The sequence below is a fragment of the Citrobacter sp. 21OH12SH02A-Citro genome (genome assembly GCF_027919895.1).
GTDB classification, from domain to species: domain Bacteria; phylum Pseudomonadota; class Gammaproteobacteria; order Enterobacterales; family Enterobacteriaceae; genus Citrobacter; species Citrobacter braakii.
The window spans coordinates 1,664,008-1,686,351 of record NZ_CP114801.1; the positions used below are offsets into that span (position 1 = coordinate 1,664,008).

General features: G+C 52.0%; 19 protein-coding genes. 11 read left to right on the forward strand and 8 right to left on the reverse strand.

Annotation, left to right across the window (positions count from 1 at the left end; all coding sequences use genetic code 11):
• Nucleotides 1-13: 13 nt before the first annotated feature.
• A complete protein-coding gene (locus O6D90_RS07935; protein WP_016156993.1) occupies nt 14-1,486 on the reverse strand; it encodes a PLP-dependent aminotransferase family protein in 1,473 nt (490 codons plus the stop codon).
• Between the two features lie 165 nt (nt 1,487-1,651).
• Here O6D90_RS07935 and torC point away from each other — a divergent pair, with 165 nt between their 5' ends.
• The 3 genes from torC to torD are packed head-to-tail and all read left to right on the forward strand — an operon-like array spanning nt 1,652 to nt 5,915.
• Nucleotides 1,652-2,791: a pentaheme c-type cytochrome TorC gene (gene torC / locus O6D90_RS07940; protein WP_016156992.1), complete on the forward strand. Its 1,140-nt coding sequence runs from the start codon at nt 1,652-1,654 to the stop codon at nt 2,789-2,791.
• 3 nt (nt 2,792-2,794) lie between these two features.
• Nucleotides 2,795-5,293 carry a trimethylamine-N-oxide reductase TorA gene (torA, locus tag O6D90_RS07945; protein WP_016156991.1) on the forward strand — a complete coding sequence of 833 codons (2,499 nt, stop codon included), beginning with the start codon at nt 2,795-2,797 and terminating at the stop codon, nt 5,291-5,293.
• On the forward strand, nt 5,283-5,915 hold the full coding sequence (gene torD / locus O6D90_RS07950) for a molecular chaperone TorD (protein ID WP_016156990.1): 633 nt from the start codon (nt 5,283-5,285) through the stop codon (nt 5,913-5,915). The genes torA and torD overlap by 11 nt, the downstream gene beginning before the upstream one ends.
• A gap of 57 nt (nt 5,916-5,972) precedes the next feature.
• Here torD and yeiP read toward each other — a convergent pair whose 3' ends face one another.
• Complete coding sequence (gene yeiP / locus O6D90_RS07955) at nt 5,973-6,545, reverse strand: elongation factor P-like protein YeiP (protein WP_016153740.1); 573 nt, start codon at nt 6,543-6,545, stop codon at nt 5,973-5,975.
• A gap of 157 nt (nt 6,546-6,702) precedes the next feature.
• Between yeiP and O6D90_RS07960 the strand changes: the two genes are divergently transcribed.
• On the forward strand, nt 6,703-6,957 hold the full coding sequence (locus tag O6D90_RS07960) for a YkgJ family cysteine cluster protein (protein WP_016153739.1): 255 nt from the start codon (nt 6,703-6,705) through the stop codon (nt 6,955-6,957).
• Here the strand turns inward: O6D90_RS07960 and setB are convergent.
• Nucleotides 6,954-8,135 carry a sugar efflux transporter SetB gene (setB, locus tag O6D90_RS07965; protein ID WP_016156989.1) on the reverse strand — a complete coding sequence of 394 codons (1,182 nt, stop codon included), beginning with the start codon at nt 8,133-8,135 and terminating at the stop codon, nt 6,954-6,956. The two genes, O6D90_RS07960 and setB, sit on opposite strands and share 4 nt — an antisense overlap.
• A 368-nt stretch (nt 8,136-8,503) precedes the next feature.
• Here setB and fruB point away from each other — a divergent pair, with 368 nt between their 5' ends.
• From fruB to fruA, 3 genes are read left to right on the forward strand one after another with little or no spacing between them, the layout of a single operon-like run.
• Nucleotides 8,504-9,634 (forward strand): fused PTS fructose transporter subunit IIA/HPr protein, encoded by a 1,131-nt coding sequence (fruB, locus tag O6D90_RS07970; RefSeq protein ID WP_016156988.1) that lies wholly within the window; start codon nt 8,504-8,506, stop codon nt 9,632-9,634.
• Nucleotides 9,634-10,572, forward strand: coding sequence for a 1-phosphofructokinase (gene fruK, locus O6D90_RS07975; RefSeq protein ID WP_003834544.1), 939 nt, complete (start codon nt 9,634-9,636; stop codon nt 10,570-10,572). The genes fruB and fruK overlap by 1 nt, the downstream gene beginning before the upstream one ends.
• A 16-nt stretch (nt 10,573-10,588) precedes the next feature.
• A complete protein-coding gene (gene fruA, locus O6D90_RS07980; protein ID WP_016153736.1) occupies nt 10,589-12,277 on the forward strand; it encodes a PTS fructose transporter subunit IIBC in 1,689 nt (562 codons plus the stop codon).
• A gap of 79 nt (nt 12,278-12,356) precedes the next feature.
• Here the strand turns inward: fruA and O6D90_RS07985 are convergent, their stop codons facing one another.
• Complete coding sequence (locus O6D90_RS07985; protein ID WP_016156987.1) at nt 12,357-13,655, reverse strand: anaerobic C4-dicarboxylate transporter; 1,299 nt, start codon at nt 13,653-13,655, stop codon at nt 12,357-12,359.
• A 76-nt stretch (nt 13,656-13,731) separates the two neighbouring features.
• Nucleotides 13,732-14,451 carry an aspartate/glutamate racemase family protein gene (locus tag O6D90_RS07990; RefSeq protein ID WP_016156986.1) on the reverse strand — a complete coding sequence of 240 codons (720 nt, stop codon included), beginning with the start codon at nt 14,449-14,451 and terminating at the stop codon, nt 13,732-13,734.
• A gap of 353 nt (nt 14,452-14,804) precedes the next feature.
• On the opposite strand from O6D90_RS07990, the gene hypT reads away from it, so the two are divergent.
• The 4 genes from hypT to O6D90_RS08010 all read left to right on the forward strand — a co-directional run bounded on the left by hypT (nt 14,805) and on the right by O6D90_RS08010 (nt 19,231).
• The gene (hypT, locus tag O6D90_RS07995) at nt 14,805-15,716 is read left to right on the forward strand and encodes a hypochlorite stress DNA-binding transcriptional regulator HypT (RefSeq protein WP_016153733.1); all 912 of its coding nucleotides are present in this window, start codon (nt 14,805-14,807) and stop codon (nt 15,714-15,716) included.
• Between the two features lie 303 nt (nt 15,717-16,019).
• Entirely contained in the window at nt 16,020-16,961 is a 942-nt protein-coding gene (locus O6D90_RS08000) for a pseudouridine kinase (RefSeq protein ID WP_016153731.1), read from the forward strand.
• A complete protein-coding gene (locus tag O6D90_RS08005; protein ID WP_016156984.1) occupies nt 16,949-17,884 on the forward strand; it encodes a pseudouridine-5'-phosphate glycosidase in 936 nt (311 codons plus the stop codon). Before O6D90_RS08000 ends, O6D90_RS08005 begins: the two co-directional genes overlap by 13 nt.
• A 96-nt stretch (nt 17,885-17,980) precedes the next feature.
• Nucleotides 17,981-19,231 (forward strand): NupC/NupG family nucleoside CNT transporter, encoded by a 1,251-nt coding sequence (locus O6D90_RS08010; RefSeq protein ID WP_003027431.1) that lies wholly within the window; start codon nt 17,981-17,983, stop codon nt 19,229-19,231.
• Nucleotides 19,232-19,274: 43 nt separating this feature from the next.
• On the opposite strand, the gene O6D90_RS08015 is transcribed toward O6D90_RS08010, so the two are convergent.
• The 3 genes from O6D90_RS08015 to O6D90_RS08025 all read right to left on the reverse strand — a co-directional run bounded on the left by O6D90_RS08015 (nt 19,275) and on the right by O6D90_RS08025 (nt 22,344).
• Complete coding sequence (locus O6D90_RS08015; RefSeq protein ID WP_016156982.1) at nt 19,275-20,363, reverse strand: sugar kinase; 1,089 nt, start codon at nt 20,361-20,363, stop codon at nt 19,275-19,277.
• A gap of 2 nt (nt 20,364-20,365) precedes the next feature.
• Nucleotides 20,366-21,223, reverse strand: a complete 858-nt coding sequence (gene nfo / locus O6D90_RS08020) for a deoxyribonuclease IV (RefSeq protein ID WP_016156981.1) — start codon at nt 21,221-21,223, stop codon at nt 20,366-20,368.
• Between the two features lie 71 nt (nt 21,224-21,294).
• Entirely contained in the window at nt 21,295-22,344 is a 1,050-nt protein-coding gene (locus O6D90_RS08025) for a YeiH family protein (RefSeq protein WP_016153726.1), read from the reverse strand.

A 22,344-nucleotide genomic window follows, 5' to 3' on the forward strand; every position in this document is an offset into this window, starting at 1 on the left:
TCCCTGAAATTCATCAAGGCTGCGCTAGCGCCTGCTCCAGTACCGACAGCACCTTTTTGATCTGCTGTATCTGCAATCCGCCAAACCCGAAAAACATAACAGCATCGCTGTTCTCCCTACGCCATGCGGCTCCTGAGCCATTTTCTATATCTGGCAGAGTGTCAAAGCGGATCCCTGCCAGCAGGCAGCGCTGTTGCAGTCTGGCGATCATATCTGGGTGTCTGTCAACGCGTAACGAGAGGTGCAGACCCGCCGTTGCGCCAGCGATTTTCCCTGACGGAAACAGAACAGAAAGGCCATCGCGTAACAGATTGAGGCGCGCCGCATAGTTGCAGGCCAGCTTGCTGATGTGCGAGTAAAACACCTGATTTTGCATTAATTCGGCTAAAAATTGCTGCAATAACCACTGACTGCCATTGTTATTGAGTGCTTTCATATTCTTTACTGCCGGGAGCAGTTCATCAGGACAAATGAGATAGCCAAGACGCGTTCCCGGCCCCAGCGTTTTGGAAAATGTCCCCATGTAGATAACCCGGTTGTGATAATCCATAGCTTTCAGTGCAGGAAGGGGGTTCTCGCCATAGGTAAAAACAGCATCGTAGTCGTCTTCAAGGATATAAGCGCCGACGCGCTGCGCCCACGTCAATAATGACTGACGGCGCTCTAGCGAAAGGACGCTTCCCATTGGATACTGGTGAGCCGGAGTCACATAGCAAAGCTGGGTTTCATATTCGGGTAATTTATCTGTTTGCAGCCCGTGGTTATCTACAGCAATTGACGTAATGTCTGCACCGTAATAATTAAACAGATGCCATGCGCCAGAATAGCAAGGGGATTCGGCCACAACGTGGCACTTTTTTTGCTGACTGACGGCATGATGAACAATAAATATTTGACTGAGCAGCGACAATCCTTCCTGAATCCCATTGGTAATGATGATGTTCTCCGCCCGGGTATTAATGCCGCGAGATAAATTAAGGTACCTGGCTAGTTGCTCACGCAGTGAAAATAATCCATTTGATGAATGATATCGGGTAAACAATTGCTCTTTAAGTACGCTTGGCGCGTTATTCCATTTTCGCCAGCTTGCCCAGGGAAAAGCATTGGGATCGGGGACGCCCATCCGGCAGTAGCACTCCCGCCCAGGCTCTGCGTAAACATCGGTAGAGACCCCGGCCGCTTTTGGTGTTACTGGCGGAGAGCCCTGGGGTACGGACACATGCGCTGGGGTTACACGTACAGGCGTGGTGAATATCACCTCATAGCCAATGCCGTGTCGGCTCTTAATTAATCCAGCCGCCATCAGCTTATCATAGGCCATCACTACCGTTATTTTGGCAATGTTCAATGCCTGAGCCTGCTCGCGAATAGAGGGGAGTTTATCTCCACACAGCAAATCCCCCCGCTGAATGGCCTGTAAATAAAATTGAAATATCTGCAACTGCAGCGGAGTCCGGCTTTCTCTATCGAGAGTCAGTTTGAGCATGATAAATTCCTTATTTATAGATGGTAATTATATTACGGACTTCTGCTCTTTACTATTTGACGAACCTCATAGAGTGGATGCTGTTCCTATAATCTGCCTTCGCTGTCTCTATTTTTGATTTTTATTATCCCTTAGCGTGTCGCTATTAAAAAAATGGAGGCAAGCATGTCGTGGATAAGAAAAAACGCACTATGGTGCGCATTCGCCGGGGCGGTAGCAATGGCCCTGGCTATTTGGGGAACGTGGCAAGGCGTTCATTACACCAGTTCTACCGAGTTTTGTTTATCGTGTCACTCGATGCGCATATCTGGCGAGGAGTATAAAACCAGCATGCATTTTCGCAATGCTTCTGGTGTGCGTGCGGAGTGTAAGGATTGTCATATTCCGCCAGGCATCGTCCCAACGCTGGTTCGTAAAACGCAAGCCTTAAACGACCTCTACCACACCTTTATCTCTCCTTCGATCGATACCCCGGAAAAATTTGCCGCAAAGCGGGCGGAGTTGGCCCAGCGAGAATGGGCGCGCATGAGCGCGAATAATTCAGCGGTGTGTAAATCCTGCCATAGCTACGAGGCGATGGATCACGGTAAGCAATCGGCAAATGCAGCGGCGCAAATGACCGCGGCGGCGGCAAAAGACAGTAACTGTATCGATTGTCACAAAGGCATTGCCCATCACAAACCCGATATGAGCAGCGGTTTTCGCGATCGTTACAAGCAGTTGCAGCGTCAGGGAGAGCAGTTACCCACGGCGACGACGCTGTATTCGTTAGGCGAAAAATCACTGACTGTGACAGCAGAGAGCCCGGCAGGTAAAGCCATGCTGTACCCGGCAACGCAAGTGCGTGTGCTGAAAAGAGAAGGAAAAAACGTTCAGATAGAGCTGACCGGCTGGCGGGAAAGCAAAGGACGTGGACGGGTGATTACCCAGTATATGGGTAAACGCGTTTTTGCTGCCGTATTAGATGCCTCGCTGATGAGCAATGTGAAGGTTGAGCAAACACAGGTTGATCCGGAGTCACATCAGGAGTGGCAGCAGGTCAGCGTGATGGCCTGGAGTTCGGCGGAGGGTTTTACCGACAATATTGACCCCCTCTGGCAATACGCCGATCAGATGTTGCAATCCACCTGTAGCGCTTGCCACAGCACGCCGCCGCCGACCCGTTATTCCGCGAATGGCTGGATCGCCGGACTGAAATCCATGTCCACCTACTACCGGCTTAATCCGGTGGAAGACCGTACGTTGTTGAAATATCTCCAGACTCACGCCAGCGATATACCTCAACCTAACAATTCAAAAGGATAATTTATGGATATTCATGATTTTAATCCGTCACGTCGACGGTTTTTAAGCGGAATGCTGGCAGTCGGTGCCGTCAGCGCTTTAGGGCCAAATCCACTGATCTCAAAGGTCTGGGCAGCGGGTGAAAACCCGGAGCAATGGATCCAGTCTGGCTCGCACTTTGGCGCTTTTGAAGCCAAAGTCGTGAACGGTGAATGGGTCGATACCCGCCCCTTCAAACATGACAAATACCCCTGCGATATGCTAAATGCGGTGCGTGAAGTGGTCTACAACCCATCGCGCGTGCGCTACCCGATGGTGCGGCTGGACTGGCTGCGCAAGCGTGAAAAGTCAGATCGCAACCAGCGCGGCGATAATCGCTTTGTCCGTGTGAGCTGGGATCAGGCGTTGGATCTGGTTTATGAAGAGCTGGAGCGGGTACAAAAGACCTACGGATCTTCTGGTGTCTTTACCGGGCTGGCGGACTGGCAAATTGTTGGCAAATTTCATAAGGCCGGCGGCGCGATGGATCGGGGACTCGGCTTGCACGGTAGCTATGTAACGACCGTCGGCGACTACTCGGCAGCCGCAGCGCAGGTGATTTTGCCGCATGTGATTGGTTCGCTGGAAGTTTATGAGCAGCAAACGTCACTCCCGATGGTTATCGAAAATACCCAAACCATCGTGCTGTGGGGCTGCGATCCTATCAAGAATCTGCAGATCGAGTTCCTGGTTCCCGATCACGATGCGTTTGGCTATTGGCAGCAGATTAAAGAAGCGGTTGCGCAGGGTAAGATGCGCGTTATCAGCGTTGATCCGGTGCGTAGCAAGTCGCAAAACTATCTTGGCTGTGAGCAGTTGGCGCTGCGACCGCAAACGGATGTCGCGTTATTGCTGGCGCTGGCGCATACCCTGTACGAAGAAAAACTGTATGACGTGGCGTTCATTAACGATTATACCGTGGGCTTTGAACAGTTCTTGCCGTATCTGCTTGGGGAAAGCGACAAGCAGCCGAAAAACGCCGAATGGGCGGCGGAAATCTGCGGTCTGACGGCGGAGCAGATCCGCGACTTCGCCCGCCTGCTGGTCAAAGGCCGGACACAGTTTATGGGCGGCTGGTGCGTGCAGCGTATGCACCATGGCGAGCAGTATCCGTGGATGCTGGTGGTGCTGGCCAGCATGGTTGGCCAAATTGGCTTGCCGGGCGGCGGAGTAGGGTTTGGCTGGCACTATAACGGCGGCGGGACGGTCACCTCTGCCGGTCCCGTCCTGTCCGGCCTCGGGAGCATCAACAATCCCCCGGCCGCGAAATACAAAGCGGATTTCCGCGGCGCTTCAGAGCATATTCCTACCTCGCGAATGATCGATTGTCTGCTGGCGCCAGGCAAAAAGATCGCTTTCAACGGTGAAACATTAACTTTCCCTGATATCAAAATGGCGATTTTCAGCGCCGCCAATCCGTTCCATGCGCAGCAGGATCGTAACCGCATGATCGAAGCGTGGAAGAAGCTGGAAACCGTGGTCGTTCTGGATCATCAGTGGACAGCATCCTGTCGTTTTGCCGATATCGTCCTGCCTGTGACCACGCGCTTTGAGCGTAATGACATTGAGCAGTTCGGTACACACTCGAATAAAGGGCTGATGGCGATACATCAGGTGGTTAAACCGCAGTTTGAAGCGCGACATGACTTTGATGTCTTTGCCGGTCTGTGCAAACGCTTTGGTCAGGAAGAGACATACCGCGAAAAGCGGGATGAAATGCAGTGGATAAAAGCCATTTATGATGAGGGCGCGAAAACGGGAGCGTCCCTTGGCGTGAGTATGCCGAACTTCGAGAGCTTCTGGCAGGGCGAAGGATACATTGAATATCCTGCCGGGAAGCCGTGGGTGCGTCACGGAGAATTTCGCGAACAGCCGGATATCAACCCGTTAGGAACACCCTCTGGTCTGATTGAAATTTACAGCAAAACCATCGCGGGCTTTGCCTACGATGACTGCCCGGGGCATCCGGTGTGGATGGAACCCTTTGAGCGTACCCATGGCAGCAAAACAGATAAATATCCGCTGCATCTGCAGTCCTGCCATCCGGATAAACGTCTGCACTCCCAGCTGTGCTCAAGCGAGGCGTTTCGTAACACCTATGCGGTGGCAGGAAGAGAGCCGCTGTACATGAGCGAGTCGGATGCCCGCGCACGTGGCCTGAAAGCCGGGGATATTGCGCGCGTGTTTAACGCCAGAGGCCAGGTGCTGGCCGGGGTGGTGATCAGCCCGGATTACGCGCCTGGCGTCGTCCGGATTCATGAAGGCGCGTGGTATTCGCCGCAGGAAGGCGGGAAAGCGGGCACATTATGCACTTATGGCGATCCGAATGTGCTGAGTGCGGATATCTGTACATCACAACTGGCGCAGGGGCCTTCGGCGCATACGGTGCTGGTCGAGGTGGAGCGGTACCAGGAGAATGCCCCGCAGGTCACAGGCTTCGGCGGGCCGGAGGTTGTGAAAGAGGAGGGGGCAAGTGCAGCATAATCATATTCATCGACAGCGGGCGGCGGTGTACCAGTGGTTTTCGCAACTGCTGTTCCGCGAGCTGGACGAGGAGCAACTCATCCGCCTGGAAAGTGGGGAAAGCCGAAAGTGGCTGGCGTCGTTGACGGCTATCCCTGGGTTATCCGTTGATGTCAAAAACCTGGAACGTAGTCTCGTTCGGGCGCTGCGCCGGGAAAGCCGACAGCTGGAGCTGGCGGCGGACTATGCCTCGTTGTTTTTGCTGGCACCTCCCGGCGGCGTTTCTCCCTATGCGGGGCATTATCCGCATACGACCGCGCCTGATGAACGCAAGGAAATGAATGTGCTGTTAGTCGAGTATGGGCTGACCCCGCAGGACAACGAGCCTGCCGACCATATTGCTGTACAGCTGGCACTGATGGCGAGAATGGTTACCAAAAAGGAGACGTTATCGGCGCAATATTACTTTTTGCATCATCACATTATGTGCTGGGCACCCCTGCTACGGGAAAGTTGTTTACACCGGGACGAAGAGGGGGTTTATCCTCAGGCGGTTAACGTCATAACGCATTTTATGCGTGAGGATGAGCTGTATCTGGAATCTCTGTTGGTGGATGATTTTTACCTCAGCAGCCAGGGCTGAAAAGAAACAAAGGGACAGCAAATGCTGTCCCTTTTCGCCGGTGTCGCAGCAGAAAAGTTAGTCTGCGCGGCCCATATAGCGACGTTCTTCGATATGAATACGGATTTTTTCACCTGCACTCAGATATTCAGGAACCAGGATAACCAGACCGGTGCTCATGGTCGCTGGTTTGTTACGCGCACTTGCTGACGCGCCTTTAATGCCCGGTGCCGTTTCAACGATTTCCAGGTCTACCGTTTGCGGCAGTTCAAGCGCCAGCAACTGACCGTCCCAGGTCAGTACCTGCATATCCGGCATTCCGCCTTCCGGGATGAACAGCAATTCTTCTTCGATCTGGTCTTTGGTGAAGGTATACGGGGTATAGTCTTCTTTATCCATGAAGACGTATTCGTTGCCATCGACATAGGAGAAATCAACGCCACGACGGCTCAGGGTGACGGTATCAACGATGTCATCGCCTTTGAAGCGCTCTTCAACTTTCAGACCGGTACGAACATCAGAAAAACGCATTTTGTACAGCGTGGCGGCGCCACGTGCGGTTGGTGATTGAATATCAATATCTTTTACAATCAGCAGTTTGCCGTTGTAATTCAGTACCATACCTTTTTTAATTTCGTTCGCTCTTGGCATCGAAAAAATCCTGTAATGAGGAGTGTCTAAAATATCGCGTAAAACTACTCGCGCCGGGGCATTCAGGCAAGCGGAATTGATGCTTTTGCTGGTGCAAAAAAGGTGTTACTGTGCGCTTCCTGCACAATCCGATGGTTTACGATAAAGAGAGTACTGTATGGAATGCCGTCCGGATTGTGGTGCATGTTGCACCGCGCCTTCAATTTCCAGTCCCATCCCCGGCATGCCTGATGGCAAGCCCGCTAATACACCATGCGTTCAGCTGGATGAATCCCTGCGCTGTAAAATTTTTGCTTCGCCTCTGCGGCCAAAAGTGTGCGCCGGTTTACAGCCCAGTGCGGAAATGTGCGGACAGACGACGCACCAGGCCATGGTCTATCTCATCGAGCTCGAGGCGCTGACCGCACCTTAAACGTCTTTGATGCGCGTCAGGCACGCGACGGTGGCGACGATCATCACCAGCGCAAACCAGAATACCGCGTGATAGTTCCAGATTTCAGCGGCAATACCCACCAACGATCCGGCAATAATCCAGCCCACGCGAATGGTATTTGTATAGAGAGTTGTGGCTGAACCCGCTTGTCCCGGCATCAGATCCTGGAAATAGAGCATGCCAATCCCGCCGAGGATGCCGATGTAAATCGCGTTCAGCAGCTGTAAGCCAAGCAATATCGCCGGAGAGTGGGCCAACAGCATGCCGGCATAAAAGAAAAATCCGGCGACAACGGCGATTCTCATCAACAGGCGTTTGCCCAGACGCTTCGCGAAGTATCCGGCAATCAACATGGTTGGGATTTCCAACCCCGCGGCAGTTCCCATCATGATGCCCGCCAGCTTTTCCGGCAGATGCAGTTCGTTGATAATAAACAACGGCATATTAATGATATAGAGACTGTTAGTCCCCCACATTAACGTGCAGATAACAAACAGTAGCAGCGTGTCGCGTCGATTGCGGCGCGGGGCTTCTACCGCGCCTGTCGCGAGAGGCACGTTTTTACTCATCGAGGGTAAGAACAGCCAGACCATTACGCCGCAGACAACAAACGCCACCGCCGCGCTGAGGTACATCACCGTAAAGCTAAACCCCATGGCCAGCGCGTAGGCCAGCGGCGGGCCAATCACCCAGGCCAGCGAAACCTGCGCACGTAATATCGAGCTGAACATGACGGCTTCCCGACCCGTACGGTCGGCGTGCTCGCGGGCGAGAGCAAACATTTGCGGGTTGGCGGTCGAACCGAAGCTGCTGAGGAATACCCCGACAAATAGCAGAATAAAATAGTTACGGTTCCAGGCGAACAGCACGCAGGCCAGCATCCCCAGCACGCAGCAAAACACAATCAGGTTTTTGCGATCGCCTTTTTTATCTGAACGTCCGGCCAGAAACTGACTCACCAAAATGCCGATTACGGCGCTACCGGTAAAAAAGAACCCGACCATGCCGGGACGGGCATGGACTTCATCCGTCAGAAAAAGGCTGAGGGTTGGCGTCTGCAACGCACCGGCGATACCCGTCAGAAATGCGACAAGCAGGAACGCCGAAGACGTTAAATCAAACGCCTTGGGTGTGGCGGCTACGGGGGTGTTGTGCATGTTTTGATATCAATAATGTGAAGAGACGCGGAGTTTACGCTGCTTGTCAGAAAATAAACAGGGAGCCAAATCAAAATCGGCATCAAAAATCAAAATAGCATTTCAGTCAGAGAAAGCAGTTTGCTGACGCTGCTGAATCTGACAGGCTGACGCCGTTTTTGCGTCAGCAATTTTTTCTCCTCCGCGGAAAAAATGTGCGTTATCTCTAAATTCAGCAAGTAATTTGTGAACTTTACTTGTGTGCTGAAGAAAAAAGAGCAAGACTTCTTGAAACGTTTCAGCGTCATCTCGCCATAACTGATGGAGTCAGGTGACGCCTTTTTTCTCATGTTAGCTGAATCGTTTCAAATCAGCGGGAGAGGAGAACCATGTTCCAGTTATCTGTTCAGGATATTCACCCGGGCGAACAGGCCGGGAATAAAGAAGAGGCTATTCGCCAGGTTGCCGCTGCCTTAGTGCTGGCAGGTAACGTAGCGGAAGGCTACGTCGATGGCATGCTGGCGCGTGAACAACAGACGTCCACGTTCCTCGGCAACGGTATTGCTATTCCTCACGGTACGACGGACACGCGCGATCGGGTGCTGAAAACCGGCGTGCAGGTGTTTCAGTTTCCGCAGGGCGTGATCTGGGGTGAAGGGCAGGTTGCTTATGTGGCAATCGGCATCGCCGCCAGCTCTGATGAGCACCTCGGTTTACTGCGTCAGCTGACGCATGTGCTGAGCGATGACTCCGTTGCTGAACAGCTGAAATCTGCGACCACGGCGGAAGAGTTGCGCGCGTTGCTGATGGGGGAAAAGCAAAGCGAACAGCTGAAGCTTGATAACGAAACGCTGTCGCTGGACGTCGTTGCCAACTCGCTGGTCACGCTGCAGGCGCTCAACGCCGCACGGCTGAAAGAGGTCGGCGCGGTTGACGCCACCTTTGTGGCCAGAGCCATTAATGAGCAACCGATGAATCTCGGTCAGGGGATCTGGCTGAATGACTGTGCTGAAGGCAATGTGCGCAGCGCCGTTGCGGTCAGCCGCGCAGCAACAGCGTTCGATGTACAAGGTGAAGCTGCAGCCCTGCTGGTGACCGTCGCCATGAATGACGAACAACCGGTTGCGGTGCTGAAGCGCCTTGGCGATCTGCTGCTGAATAATAAAGCTGACCGTTTGTTGAAAGCCGATGCGGCAACGGTGCTGGCGCTGCTGACCAGCGATGATGCCTTAACTGATGATGTACTGAGCGCCGAATTTATTGTGCGCAATGAGCATGGTTTACACGCCCGCCCGGGCACCATGCTGGTGAATACGATTAAACAATTTAACAGTGAAATTACCGTGACAAATCTTGATGGAACCGGCAAGCCGGCGAATGGACGCAGTCTGATGAAAGTTGTGGCATTAGGCGTGAAGAAAGGACATCACCTGCGCTTTACCGCCCAGGGTGAAGATGCTGAACAGGCGCTGAAAGCGATTGGCGAAGCCATCGCGGCGGGTCTTGGGGAGGGCGCGTAATGAGCAGACGTGTTGCTACTATCACCCTTAACCCAGCCTACGATCTGGTGGGTTTCTGCCCGGAAATTGAACGCGGTGAAGTGAACCTGGTTAAAACGACCGGTCTGCACGCGGCAGGGAAAGGGATTAACGTCGCTAAGGTTTTGAAAGATTTAGGTATCGATGTAACGGTGGGTGGTTTCCTCGGTAAAGACAACCAGGATGGTTTTCAGCAGTTGTTCAGCGAGCTGGGTATCGCCAACCGTTTTCAGGTTGTACAGGGGCGTACGCGTATCAACGTCAAGCTGACCGAAAAAGACGGCGAAGTGTCCGATTTCAATTTCTCCGGCTTTGAAGTCACCCCGGCTGACTGGGAACGCTTTGTGAATGACTCGCTGAGCTGGCTGGGCCAGTTCGACATGGTGTGCGTCAGCGGCAGTTTGCCGACCGGCGTTAGCCCGGAAGCATTCACCGACTGGATGACGCGCCTGCGCAGTCAGTGTCCTTGCATTATCTTTGATAGTAGTCGTGAAGCACTGGTGGCCGGTCTGAAAGCGGCGCCGTGGCTGGTAAAACCAAACCGTCGTGAACTGGAAATCTGGGCTGGCCGTAAGCTGCCAGAAATGAAAGATGTGATTGAAGCTGCACATGCGTTGCGCGAGCAGGGTATTGCTCACGTGGTGATTTCACTTGGCGCGGAAGGTGCGCTGTGGGTTAACGCTTCGGGTGAGTGGATTGCTAAACCGCCGTCAGTCGAGGTGGTAAGCACCGTAGGCGCGGGTGATTCAATGGTTGGCGGCCTGATTTACGGCCTGCTGATGCGTGAATCCAGTGAACACACCCTGCGTCTGGCAACCGCTGTTGCCGCCCTGGCGGTAAGCCAAAGCAATGTGGGCATTACCGATCGTCCTCAGTTGGCCGCAATGATGGCGCGTGTCGACTTAAAACCGTTTAACTGACAGCAGGAGAGGCATAATGAAAACGCTGCTGATTATTGACGCTAATCTCGGCCAGGCTCGCGCTTATATGGCGAAAACCCTGCTTGGAGCGGCGGCGCAGAAAGCACATCTGGAAATTATTGATAATCCTAATGATGCCGAACTGGCAATTGTTCTGGGCGACACGCTTCCTGCCGACAGTTCGCTGAACGGCAAAAAAGTCTGGCTGGGCGATATTGGTCGTGCGGTTGCGCATCCTGAACTTTTCCTCAGCGAAGCGAAAGGCCACGCAAAACCTTATAGCGCTCCGGTTGCGACAGCGTCCGTGGCCAGTAGTGGTCCAAAACGCGTGGTGGCGGTGACGGCTTGTCCAACTGGCGTTGCCCATACGTTTATGGCCGCTGAAGCTATTGAAACAGAAGCGAAAAAACGTGGCTGGTGGGTGAAGGTTGAAACCCGTGGGTCTGTTGGCGCAGGCAATGCCATTACGCCGGAAGAGGTGGCTCAGGCGGATCTGGTGATTGTGGCGGCTGACATTGAAGTTGATCTGGCGAAGTTTGCCGGAAAACCAATGTACCGTACTTCTACTGGCCTTGCGCTGAAGAAAACGAAGCAGGAGCTGGATAAAGCGCTGGAAGAAGCAACGCCGTACCAGCCAGCCGGCAAAGCGCAGTCTGCAACCACTGAAGGTAAGAAAGAGAGCGCTGGCGCGTATCGTCACCTGCTGACGGGCGTATCCTACATGCTGCCGATGGTGGTTGCTGGCGGTCTGTGTATTGCACTCTCATTCGCTTTTGGTATCGAAGCGTTCAAGGAGCAGGGTACGCTGGCGGCGGCGCTGATGCAGATTGGCGGTGGTTCAGCTTTCGCGCTGATGGTGCCGGTTCTGGCGGGCTACATCGCGTTTTCCATCGCTGACCGTCCGGGTCTGACGCCTGGTCTTATCGGCGGTATGCTGGCGGTGAGCACCGGTTCCGGCTTTATTGGCGGGATTATTGCCGGTTTCCTTGCCGGTTATGTGGCGAAGCTCATCAGCACGAAGCTGAAACTCCCGCAGAGTATGGAAGCGCTGAAACCGATCCTGATCATTCCGCTGCTCTCAAGCCTGGTGGTTGGTCTGGCCATGATCTACCTGATCGGTAAACCAGTGGCGGGCATTCTGGAAGGTCTGACCCACTGGCTGCAAACCATGGGAACCGCGAACGCGGTGCTGCTTGGAGCGATTCTGGGCGGCATGATGTGTACCGATATGGGCGGTCCGGTTAACAAAGCGGCGTATGCTTTCGGTGTGGGCCTGCTTAGTACGCAAACCTATGCGCCGATGGCGGCGATTATGGCGGCGGGTATGGTGCCTCCGCTGGCCCTGGGGCTGGCAACGCTGGTGGCGCGTCGTAAGTTCGACAAAGCGCAGCAGGAAGGCGGTAAAGCTGCGCTGGTACTGGGCCTGTGCTTTATTACCGAAGGGGCTATCCCATTCGCTGCCCGTGACCCGATGCGCGTTTTGCCTTGCTGTATCGTTGGCGGCGCGATTACCGGGGCTATCTCTATGGCGGTGGGGGCTAAGCTGATGGCGCCGCACGGCGGTCTGTTCGTGCTGTTAATCCCTGGCGCAATCACTCCGGTGGTTGGATACCTGCTGGCCATTATTGCCGGTACGCTGGTAGCCGGTCTCTCCTACGCGGTGCTGAAACGCCCGGAAGCAGAGGTTGTGGCAAAGGCGGCCTGATTTAACGCTGACATCCGGGGCAGAGATTTCTCTGCCCCTTTTTTTATCCATTAAATCTGCCTGGCAGTGTTAAACCGGTTCAGGCAATCATTGGCGCGATGATAAAACCAAAGGCAACGCCAGCAATGATCCCGCCAAGCCCTGGCAACATAAACGGATGGTTTAAGACATACTTACCCACGCGCGTTGTCCCGGTGGTGTCGAACTCCATTGCCGCCAGCGAAGTCGGATAAGTTGGCAGAACAAACACGCCGGTCACTGCGACATAGGAAGCCAGAATGGCCCATGTGGGTACGCCGAGCGCGACGGCAAGAGGGATAATCAGCGGCGTGGTGGCTCCCTGCGAATAGAGAAGCGCGCAGGTACCAAACAGCACCAGCGCCAACAGCATCGGATAAGCCCGTAGGATATCGCCCGCGATATCCTTTATCTCCGTTAAGTGGGCATCAATGAAAGTTGTGCCCAGCGTAACAATCCCCAGAATCACTGCCAACGAACTCATACCCGCGCGAAACGTGGATGTCAGGACAATCGCGTCTGTTGATGTTTTGCATAGCACCACCATCAGACACGCGGCAGCTAGCATGCAGATAATGATAATATCCCGGGTATTCATTGCATTACCTGCATCGAATCCAGGGCGCAATTGAGGGCATGCGGCAAGAATAACGATGACCACCGTTGCCAGCATAAACAGGGCGACTGACAGTCTGGCACCTAGCGTTGTGCTGTTTTGCCCTGCATATTTACGCACCAGTCCTTTTTGCAGGCGTTCCAGATAGACTTCATCATCCTGTAGCTCACATCCCTGACGTGAGGCTATAAAAGCGGCGACCATCGCGGCGACAAATGAGGCAGGCAGACAAACCGCCATGACCTGAATAAAGCTGATACCGTTGCCTTCCATAATAGTCAGCATAGCGGCCATTGCGGCACTGATCGGCGAACCGGATATCGCCACCTGCGAAGCGACTACGGAGCCTGCGAGCGTACGGGAAGGGCGAATACCTGACTCTTTGGCAACTTCGGCAATCACTGGCAGAGTAGAAAAGACGATGAACCCTGTTCCTGCCATAATCGTCATCGACCAGGTGATAATCGGCGCAATAATATTGATATATTTAGGGTTACGGCGCATAAAATTACCGGCAATGCGAACCAGATAATCCATGCCTCCGGCGGCCTGTAGCGCCGATGCCGCCACCACCACCGTCATAATAATGAGAATAACGTCAACGGGTGGCGAACCAATTTGCAGCCCAAATCCCAGCGTTAAAATAGCCAGCCCCAGCCCGCCGCATAAACCAATACCAATTCCGCCAAGGCGGATACCGAAAAATATTGCGCCCAACACTACGATAATTTCTAGCCAAATCATAATGGCCTCCGCCAGAGAGTAATTTGTAATTAAAATGGATTTTTATTTAATGCAACAATTAAACAGGTATGGACATTCATTGTGCCAAAAGGTGATTTTTACCCACGCGTTTCTCGTACCATTTAATACCGGCACGAACCAACGAACCGGTTGAATCAATATATTTTTCAGGTAACTTTTTGACTGCTTCAGCAAGAATGACAGGAACTTCAGTACATCCGAGCACGATGACTTGTGCCCCGCGTGAGAAGAGTGCTTCAGCCTGTTCATTCATCAGCGTTTGTGCCCGCTTAGCATCACCAGCTTTTAAGCAATAGATGCTTTCCATCACTTTTTCCTGACTGGATGAGTCAGGGCTGATGCAGGTTAACCCAAGAGATTCTATGCCTTTTTGATAGAGGCCCATGTATAAAGTGGCGTTGGTGGCGAGTAATCCGATTTGCGATTTCCCGCAGTTTTTAACCTCATTGATGGTCGTTTCAACGATACTGAGCAGCTCTGTATGGCAGCACGCTTTTAATTCATTAAACCAAAAGTGGGCGGTGTTACAGGGGATCACAATACACTCGGCGCCAGCATCTTCGAGTTTATGCATATAATCGCGCATTGCCGGAAGTGGGGAATGACCATGATGCATTAACGCGTCGGTTCGGTCAGGAATGTCAGGAATAGATGAAATAATTAAGGGGATATGTTCCTGGTCACGTTGCGCAGCGGTAAAAGTGACGAATTTATTAAACAGATCGACCGTTGCAGCAGGTCCCATACCACCAAGCACGCCAATTAAACCTTTCACGATATATACCTCAATTCACCGATGATTAATATTCAGAGCCGGGTTGTGTCTGCTGATAATGTTTAACAGCAGTGTGACGTGAGGAGAAATGCAATAATGTATGGTTCAATGCAAAAACCGCATGACTGTGGTTTATTGTGTAACCTCAGCAGGCCGGTATTCGGCCAGAGGCTACGCGTTACGCGGCGGGCAAGCGGTCGTAACCGATAGGGAGAGAAGTATGTTAATGTTAAAAATGAAGCCTTGATGCAAAAAACGAATCACCAGGCGCTAATGATGAATGTCATCTCCGGAACTATTCAGGCATGATGCTTTAAGGCTAATAGGCATATTTAAATATCTGCGTGATAAGCATGAAAAATATTGAGACAAAATGGTTATATGACTTTTTGACGTTGGAGGCATGCCGTCATTTTTCCCAGGCGGCTGAGGAGCGCAACATATCCCAACCGGCATTTAGTCGGCGGATCAAGGCGCTCGAATCAGCCGTGGGTGTGCTGCTTTTTGATCGCACAACGAGCCCACTGCAACTCACGGAAGAGGGCAAGCTATTTCATTCGCAAACCCGTAGTTTGTTGCAACAGCTGGAATGCAATCTGGATGAGCTAAGCGGCCACAATTTACTGGGTGTACCCAATATCAAAATAGCGGCGGCACATTCTCTGTCGCTGACGATGTTGCCCAGATTGGTGCACTCAATGGCGGCCTGGGGTGAGGAGTTTGTCTATCACGTTGAAGCTATTGATGTTGTTCAGGCGGTGAATACTCTGCGCGAGGGGAAAAGCGATTTTATTATCTCCTTTCGGGATGAAGACTTAATGCAGTCACCTTTCTGCGGCTTGAAGGTTTTTGAGTCTGAACTGTACCCCGTGTGTGCAGTTGATGCGCAGGGTAAGGCGTTGTTTGATATCTATCAGTCGCAGGCGCCGATTCTGAACTATACCAGCACATCCTACATGGGAAGATTGGTAAACCGTCATCTGGCGGAAGTAGGCGGCATTTCAGCCCGTACGCTGTTTATGTCTTCGATGAGTGAGTTATTAAAAAATATGGCATTGGATGGGCATGGTATCGCCTGGCTGCCGGCGTGGACAATCGTAAACGAACTGCGCGAAAAGCGGCTGGTTTGTCTGCAGACGCCGGAACTGATGGTGCCTATTCAGGCTTATATTTACCGAATGGATACCCGGTTGAATAAAACGGCTGAGCACTTCTGGCGGATTTTGTACAACCATATGCCAGAGGACCTTGTTTCGCTCAGTTGATACGAACCGGATCGTCTGGCGCATCTGAAAAATCTCCGGTTATGCAGGAGTTAAACTCTTTAGACTGCTTGAATTGTGTACTACCTCTCATTTTCTCTTTCCTTTACAGACTGTATCTATAAAAAATTGTGATTCTGTTCATATCTATTGAGTTTAGATCTTGAATATGGATTTACTTTGTCAAAAACACGCTTACTATGAACATGTGTTTGATAGTGGACATGTGCTCTAATAACCTGATGTGTGGCGTTGGTTATTTTTAACGAACTCATTTGTGGCAAGTTAATTGCCAGGGGACGTGCTATGCGTGAAAAGGAATACATAGTAACTATTGGCTCGGCCAATATGGATGTTGCTGGGTATTCGCATGCTTCTCTAAATTATGCGGATTCGAATCCAGGAAAGATAAAATTCACCCCCGGCGGAGTTGGACGTAACATTGCACATAATCTCGCGCTGCTGGGGAAAAATTCATGGTTACTGACGGCGGTTGGTAATGATTTTTATGGACAATCGTTATTGGCGCAAACCAATCAATCCGGAGTTCATGTTGATAAGTGTCTTATCGTTCCCGGAGAGAATACGTCCAGTTATTTATCATTGCTTGATAACACCGGTGAAATGTTGGTTGCCATTAATGATATGAGTATTACCGAACATATTTCAGCAGATTTTTTATCACAGCATCATGATTTTATTCGGCAGGCGAAAGTCATCGTCGCCGATTGCAATATCAGCGAAGATGCCCTGGCATGGGTGCTGGAAAATGCCGGAGAGGTTCCGGTGTTTGTTGACCCGGTATCGGCATGGAAATGCGTCAAAATTCGCGAGCGGCTTGGACAAATTCACACTCTTAAACCCAACCGGCTTGAAGCCGAAACGCTAAGCGGTATTGCGCTTTCCGGGCGTGATGACGTGGGTAAAGTCGCCGCCTGGTTTCATGATCGCGGCTTAAATAGGCTGGTGCTCAGCATGGGCGGTGACGGTGTTTATTACAGTGATATTGCGGGGAGTCGTGGTTGGTCGCTGCCGATTAAAACTCACGTCATTAATGTTACCGGGGCTGGCGATGCAATGATGGCTGGACTGGCTTCCTGCTGGGTAGACGGCATGCCCTTTATTGATTCGGTTCGATTTGCGCAGGGTTGTTCATCAATGGCGTTAGCCTGTGAATATACCAATAACCCTGATTTGTCTGTTGCGAATGTAAGCTCATTAGTGGAGAACACAGAATGTCTGAATTAACTCTTTCCTCTGAATTATTACAAATATCTCCAGAAGTACAGGAAGCATTAAACAGTAAGAAGCCGATTGTTGCACTTGAATCAACCATTATTTCTCATGGTATGCCATTTCCGCAGAATGCCCAGACAGCGATTGAAGTAGAAGAAACTATTCGTAAACACGGTGCGGTTCCTGCGACCATTGCCATTATTGGCGGAATAATGAAAGTTGGTTTAAGCAAAGATGAAATTGAGCTGCTTGGGCGAGAAGGTCATAGCGTTACGAAAGTAAGTCGTCGTGATTTGCCGTTTGTGGTTGCGGCAGGAAAAAATGGTGCAACGACGGTTGCCTCAACCATGATTATTGCCGCACTGGCGGGAATTAAAGTATTTGCGACAGGGGGAATAGGTGGGGTTCATCGTGGTGCTGAACATACCTTTGATATTTCCGCGGATCTGCAAGAACTGGCGCATACCAATGTCACGGTAATTTGTGCCGGGGCGAAATCTATTCTTGATCTCGGCTTAACTACTGAATATTTAGAAACCTTTGGTGTGCCGTTAATTGGTTATCAAACCAACGCGTTGCCAGCATTTTTCTGCCGTACCAGTCCGTTTGAGGTCAGTATCCGTCTGGACAGTGCGCAAGAGATTGCCCGTGCCATGGCGGTGAAATGGCAAACGGGTCTCGACGGCGGTCTGGTTGTTGCGAACCCCATCCCAGAGCAGTTTGCGATGGCTGAAGAGAAAATTAATGCGGCAATCGATCGGGCGGTAAAAGAAGCGGAAGATCAGGGCGTCGTGGGCAAAGAGAGTACGCCGTTCCTGTTAGCGCGGGTTGCAGAGCTGACCGGTGGTGACAGCCTGAAATCAAATATTCAGCTGGTGTTCAACAATGCGGTACTGGCCTGTGAAATTGCGAAGGAGTATCAGCGCCTCGTCTGACAGAATTTCCCGGGCAGAATGCGGTCGCCCGCGAATATCAAACCTACCAAAACCTGGCGATAACGCCGGGTTTCCTGGCATGAAGGGAATTTCATTATGGATATAATGAGAAGTGTTGTGGGTATGGTGGTATTACTGGCCATCGCGTTTCTGCTGTCAGTAAATAAAAAACGTATAAGTCTGCGCACGGTCGGGGCTGCACTGGTACTGCAAATCGCAATCGGCGGCATTATGCTGTACTTCCCGCCGGGAAAATGGCTGGTTGAACAGGCTGCGCTCGGTGTCCACAAGGTGATGTCATACAGTGACGCGGGAAGCGCATTTATCTTTGGCTCCCTGGTTGGGCCAAAAATGGATGTGCTGTTTGACGGAGCCGGGTTTATCTTTGCTTTTCGGGTGCTACCGGCCATCATTTTTGTGACCGCACTGATCAGTCTTCTCTACTACATTGGCGTGATGGGGCTGTTGATCCGCATCCTCGGCGGTATTTTCCAGAAAGCGCTGAACATCAGTAAGATCGAGTCATTTGTCGCCGTAACGACGATTTTCCTCGGGCAAAACGAGATCCCGGCGATCGTGAAGCCGTTTATTGACCGCCTGAATCGCAATGAGCTGTTTACCGCTATTTGTAGTGGGATGGCCTCGATTGCTGGCTCAATGATGATTGGTTACGCCGGAATGGGCGTTCCGATTGACTATTTGCTGGCGGCATCGTTGATGGCAATCCCTGGCGGGATTTTGTTCGCGCGTATGCTGAGTCCGGCAACTGAAGAATCTCGCGTCACCTTTGAGAACCTGTCATTTACTGAAACGCCACCGAAAAGCATCATCGAAGCAGCGGCGAGCGGAGCGATGACCGGGCTGAAAATTGCCGCTGGCGTGGCGACGGTCGTAATGGCATTTGTCGCCATTATCGCGCTGATTAACGGCATTATTGGCGGAATTGGTGGGTGGTTTGGCTTTGGTCACGCCACTCTGGAAGGGATCTTTGGCTATGCGCTAGCCCCGCTGGCGTGGATTATGGGTGTGGACTGGAGCGATGCGACGCTGGCAGGCAGCCTGATCGGACAGAAGCTGGCGATTAATGAGTTTGTCGCTTATCTCAACTTCTCGCCGTATCTGCAAACGGGTGGAACGCTGGATGTGAAGACCATTGCGATTATCTCGTTTGCGCTGTGCGGTTTCGCTAACTTTGGTTCGATTGGCGTTGTCGTCGGGGCATTTTCGGCGATAGCGCCACAGCGTGCCCCAGAAATCGCGCAGCTTGGCATGCGCGCGCTGGCAGCAGCAACGCTGTCAAACCTGATGAGCGCCACTATAGCCGGTTTCTTTATCGGGCTGGCATAGCGAAAATAATGCCGGATACGCGTAGCGCCATCCGGCATTACATTTAAGCAGTTTGTAGCAAATACAAGGCGTTATCTGCTGAGAGGGTTGGGTTATTGATGCTGACGCTGGCTCGCGATAATGCCGCGCAGGCCATGGCAAAGTGAGCGCTTTCACGAAATTCACTACCTTCCAGAAAGCAGTACAGCAATCCCGCCATAAAAGCATCGTCGGCGCCAAAACTGTCTACAACCGTATGCTCAGGAGGCGTCAGTAAAAACTGTTCTCCGTCCTTTTCGCTGCAAAAAACGGATTCATCTTCCAGGCAAACAAAGATTCGTTTTACCCCTTGCTGATGGAGACTATTAACGGCCAGTACGCGATCGGCATCTGAATGAATAGGTTGACCCCACAAAATCGCCAGCTCTTTCTGCGTTGGTTTTAGCGTATGAATACGCGTAAACCAGGTCTTCATTTTTGCCGCTTTAAACTCTGAAACGGTGTCAATGAATACCGGAATATCATCAGCAATAGTAAAGACCCACTCAATGGCTTCGGCAGTCAGATTGCAATCTGCCAGTACGACACCGGAATGGCGGATCAAATCTCGCGAACTGTTCAGTAACTGCGGCGTCAATTGTTGCAGGATATGGGTATCGTTAATTGCCAGTACGGTCTCTTCCTGCTGATTAGCGATCGACAGGTAAGTTGAGGTGTTATGTCCATGCAGGCGTATGCAACTGGAAACGTTAACACCGGCCTGACGCGTTTGTTCCAGCAATGTTTCGCCATAGAAATCACTGCCAACAGCGGAAATTAAGTGGACGTCACGGCCCAGCAGCGCCAGGTTGTGGGCGATGTTGCGTCCCACGCCACCTGCCGAGCAGTGAATGCTACCAGGGTTAGAGGCAGCCTGAGGATAGTGGATGTCAGCAACACCACGAATATCCATATTGATCGCCCCGACAACCACGCAATAATCCTGTTCGGTAAGGATATAACCTTTACCTTTGATCATGCCTTTACGCATCAAATCCATAATATGCGCAGCAACGCGTGAACGGCTGATCTGCAAAATATCGGCGATTTCATTCTGCTGAATCAACGGATTGCGACGCAGGATCTTAAGGATCTGCTTTTCCCTGTCGTTCATGATTATGCCACCGCTTTTTCTGTTTGCTGGGCTTTCAGCCAGGCAATCTCTTCTGCCCAGATATCCGGATTAATCGTTTCCAGCACCAGCGGAATGCCGTCAAAACGATTGTCCTGCATGATCCAACGAAAGGCATCGTGGCCAATATTGCCTTCACCTAAGCTGTGGTGACGGTCAACGCGACTGCCAAATGCGCTCTTGGCGTCGTTCAGGTGCATACCGCGTAGGTACCTGAAGCCGACAATACGTTCAAATTCCGTAAACGTCTTTTCGCATTCCTCGACGGAGCGCAAATCGTAACCGGCCGCGAAGGCATGGCAGGTATCAATACAGACGCCGACGCGGGACTTATCTTCGACGCCGTCGATAATGGCGGCAAGGTGCTCAAACTTAAATCCAAGGTTGCTGCCTTGTCCGGCGGTATTTTCGATAACTGCCGTAACGCCCTGGGTCTGAGCAAGGGCGATGTTGATGGATTCGGCAATGCGCGCCAGACACTCATCTTCCGGGATCTGCATCAAATGGCTGCCCGGGTGAAAGTTCAGCAAGGATAAGCCCAGCAGTTCACAGCGCTGCATTTCATCTATAAACGCATCACGTGATTTTTCCAGCGCATCGCTAACCGGATGACCGAGGTTAATCAGGTAACTGTCGTGAGGCAGGATCTGGGCGGCAGTATAATGATACTTCTCGCAGGCAGATTTAAAATCATCAATGATTTCGGTGGTCAGCGGCGCGGCACGCCACTGGCGCTGATTTTTGGTGAACAGGGCGAATGCGGTCGCTTCGATTTCTGCGGCTCGAATAGCGGCGTTAGCCAGACCGCCAGCGGCGCTTACGTGCGCTCCGATATATTTCATAAATTTAACCCGCCATACTCAAATACAAAAAGGGAGAGTATAGCGGGTTAATAGAGGTGAGTCGTGATCGTTTATGCCATCAGCGCGTGGATAGCGACGTTAATCGCACCGCCACCCACAATCAGCCAGACAAATAGCAGCAGGGCCATCAGTAACGGTTTGGCACCGGCTTTTTTCAGCGCGCTAACGTGCGTGGTCAACCCCAGGGCAGCCATCGCCATTGCCAGCAAAATGGTGTCCAGCGTTACCAGCATGTTCACTACTGACTGTGGCAGCAGGTGGAACGAGTTAAAAATTGCGACCACAATGAACAGGATGGCAAACCATGGAATGGTTATTTTGCTCTTCTCACCGCCCGTGGCCGGAGACAGTTGTTTAACGCGTGCGGCCAGGAGGATAAGGAACGGTGCCAGCATCATGACGCGCAGCATTTTGGCAATAACCGCGGCGTTTTCCGCATCCGGGCTAATGGCGTGCCCGGCAGCCACAACCTGTGCAACTTCATGCATGGTGGAGCCAATGTAAATGCCGTAGGTTTCTGGGCTAAACCAGTGTGAAAGCAACGGATACATCGCCGGATACAGGAAGATAGCGATAGTACCGAAGATAACCACGGTGGCGACAGCGACGGTCACTTTACTGGCTTCTGCTTTCACCACTGGTTCGGTTGCCAGCACGGCGGCGGCACCACAAATGCTGCTACCCGCGCCAATCAGCCAGCTGGTGTGACGGTCCAGACCAAATACTTTCTGCCCCAGGAAACAGGCAATCATAAAGGTACTGCTTAGCGTTAACACATCAATCACGATACCGCTGACGCCGACGTCAGCAATTTGCGCGAAGGTGAGGCGGAAACCGTAGAGGATAATCCCCAGACGTAATAAATGTTGTTTCGCGAACAGCACGCCGCCGTCACAGCTTTTCCAGATGTGCGGATAGACGGTGTTGCCGAGAATCATCCCCAATAAGATGGCTAAGGTGAGGGCGCTGAACCCGGCACCTGCGACGGCGGGAATGGATCCTCCCCATAAGGCGACCCCAGTGATAACTGCACTCAGGGCAAGCCCCGGAATAAAATGCCACGCTGTACGACGATGAGTCTGTAAGGTGAGTTCTGTCAT

Excerpts from the sequence above, each read along its gene's own strand:
- O6D90_RS08025 (WP_016153726.1), bottom strand. The coding sequence starts at position 22,344 with ATGACAGAACTCACCTTACAGACTCATCGTCGTACAGCGTGGCATTTT.
- O6D90_RS07985 (WP_016156987.1), bottom strand. The coding sequence starts at position 13,655 with ATGATTTGGCTAGAAATTATCGTAGTGTTGGGCGCAATATTTTTCGGT.
- torA (WP_016156991.1), top strand. The coding sequence starts at position 2,795 with ATGGATATTCATGATTTTAATCCGTCACGTCGACGGTTTTTAAGCGGA.
- O6D90_RS08015 (WP_016156982.1), bottom strand. The coding sequence starts at position 20,363 with ATGAACGACAGGGAAAAGCAGATCCTTAAGATCCTGCGTCGCAATCCG.
- hypT (WP_016153733.1), top strand. The coding sequence starts at position 14,805 with ATGAAAAATATTGAGACAAAATGGTTATATGACTTTTTGACGTTGGAG.
- yeiP (WP_016153740.1), bottom strand. The coding sequence starts at position 6,545 with ATGCCAAGAGCGAACGAAATTAAAAAAGGTATGGTACTGAATTACAAC.
- nfo (WP_016156981.1), bottom strand. The coding sequence starts at position 21,223 with ATGAAATATATCGGAGCGCACGTAAGCGCCGCTGGCGGTCTGGCTAAC.
- O6D90_RS08010 (WP_003027431.1), top strand. The coding sequence starts at position 17,981 with ATGGATATAATGAGAAGTGTTGTGGGTATGGTGGTATTACTGGCCATC.
- setB (WP_016156989.1), bottom strand. The coding sequence starts at position 8,135 with ATGCACAACACCCCCGTAGCCGCCACACCCAAGGCGTTTGATTTAACG.
- O6D90_RS07935 (WP_016156993.1), bottom strand. The coding sequence starts at position 1,486 with ATGCTCAAACTGACTCTCGATAGAGAAAGCCGGACTCCGCTGCAGTTG.
- fruB (WP_016156988.1), top strand. The coding sequence starts at position 8,504 with ATGTTCCAGTTATCTGTTCAGGATATTCACCCGGGCGAACAGGCCGGG.
- O6D90_RS07960 (WP_016153739.1), top strand. The coding sequence starts at position 6,703 with ATGGAATGCCGTCCGGATTGTGGTGCATGTTGCACCGCGCCTTCAATT.
- torC (WP_016156992.1), top strand. The coding sequence starts at position 1,652 with ATGTCGTGGATAAGAAAAAACGCACTATGGTGCGCATTCGCCGGGGCG.
- O6D90_RS08005 (WP_016156984.1), top strand. The coding sequence starts at position 16,949 with ATGTCTGAATTAACTCTTTCCTCTGAATTATTACAAATATCTCCAGAA.
- fruK (WP_003834544.1), top strand. The coding sequence starts at position 9,634 with ATGAGCAGACGTGTTGCTACTATCACCCTTAACCCAGCCTACGATCTG.
- O6D90_RS08000 (WP_016153731.1), top strand. The coding sequence starts at position 16,020 with ATGCGTGAAAAGGAATACATAGTAACTATTGGCTCGGCCAATATGGAT.
- fruA (WP_016153736.1), top strand. The coding sequence starts at position 10,589 with ATGAAAACGCTGCTGATTATTGACGCTAATCTCGGCCAGGCTCGCGCT.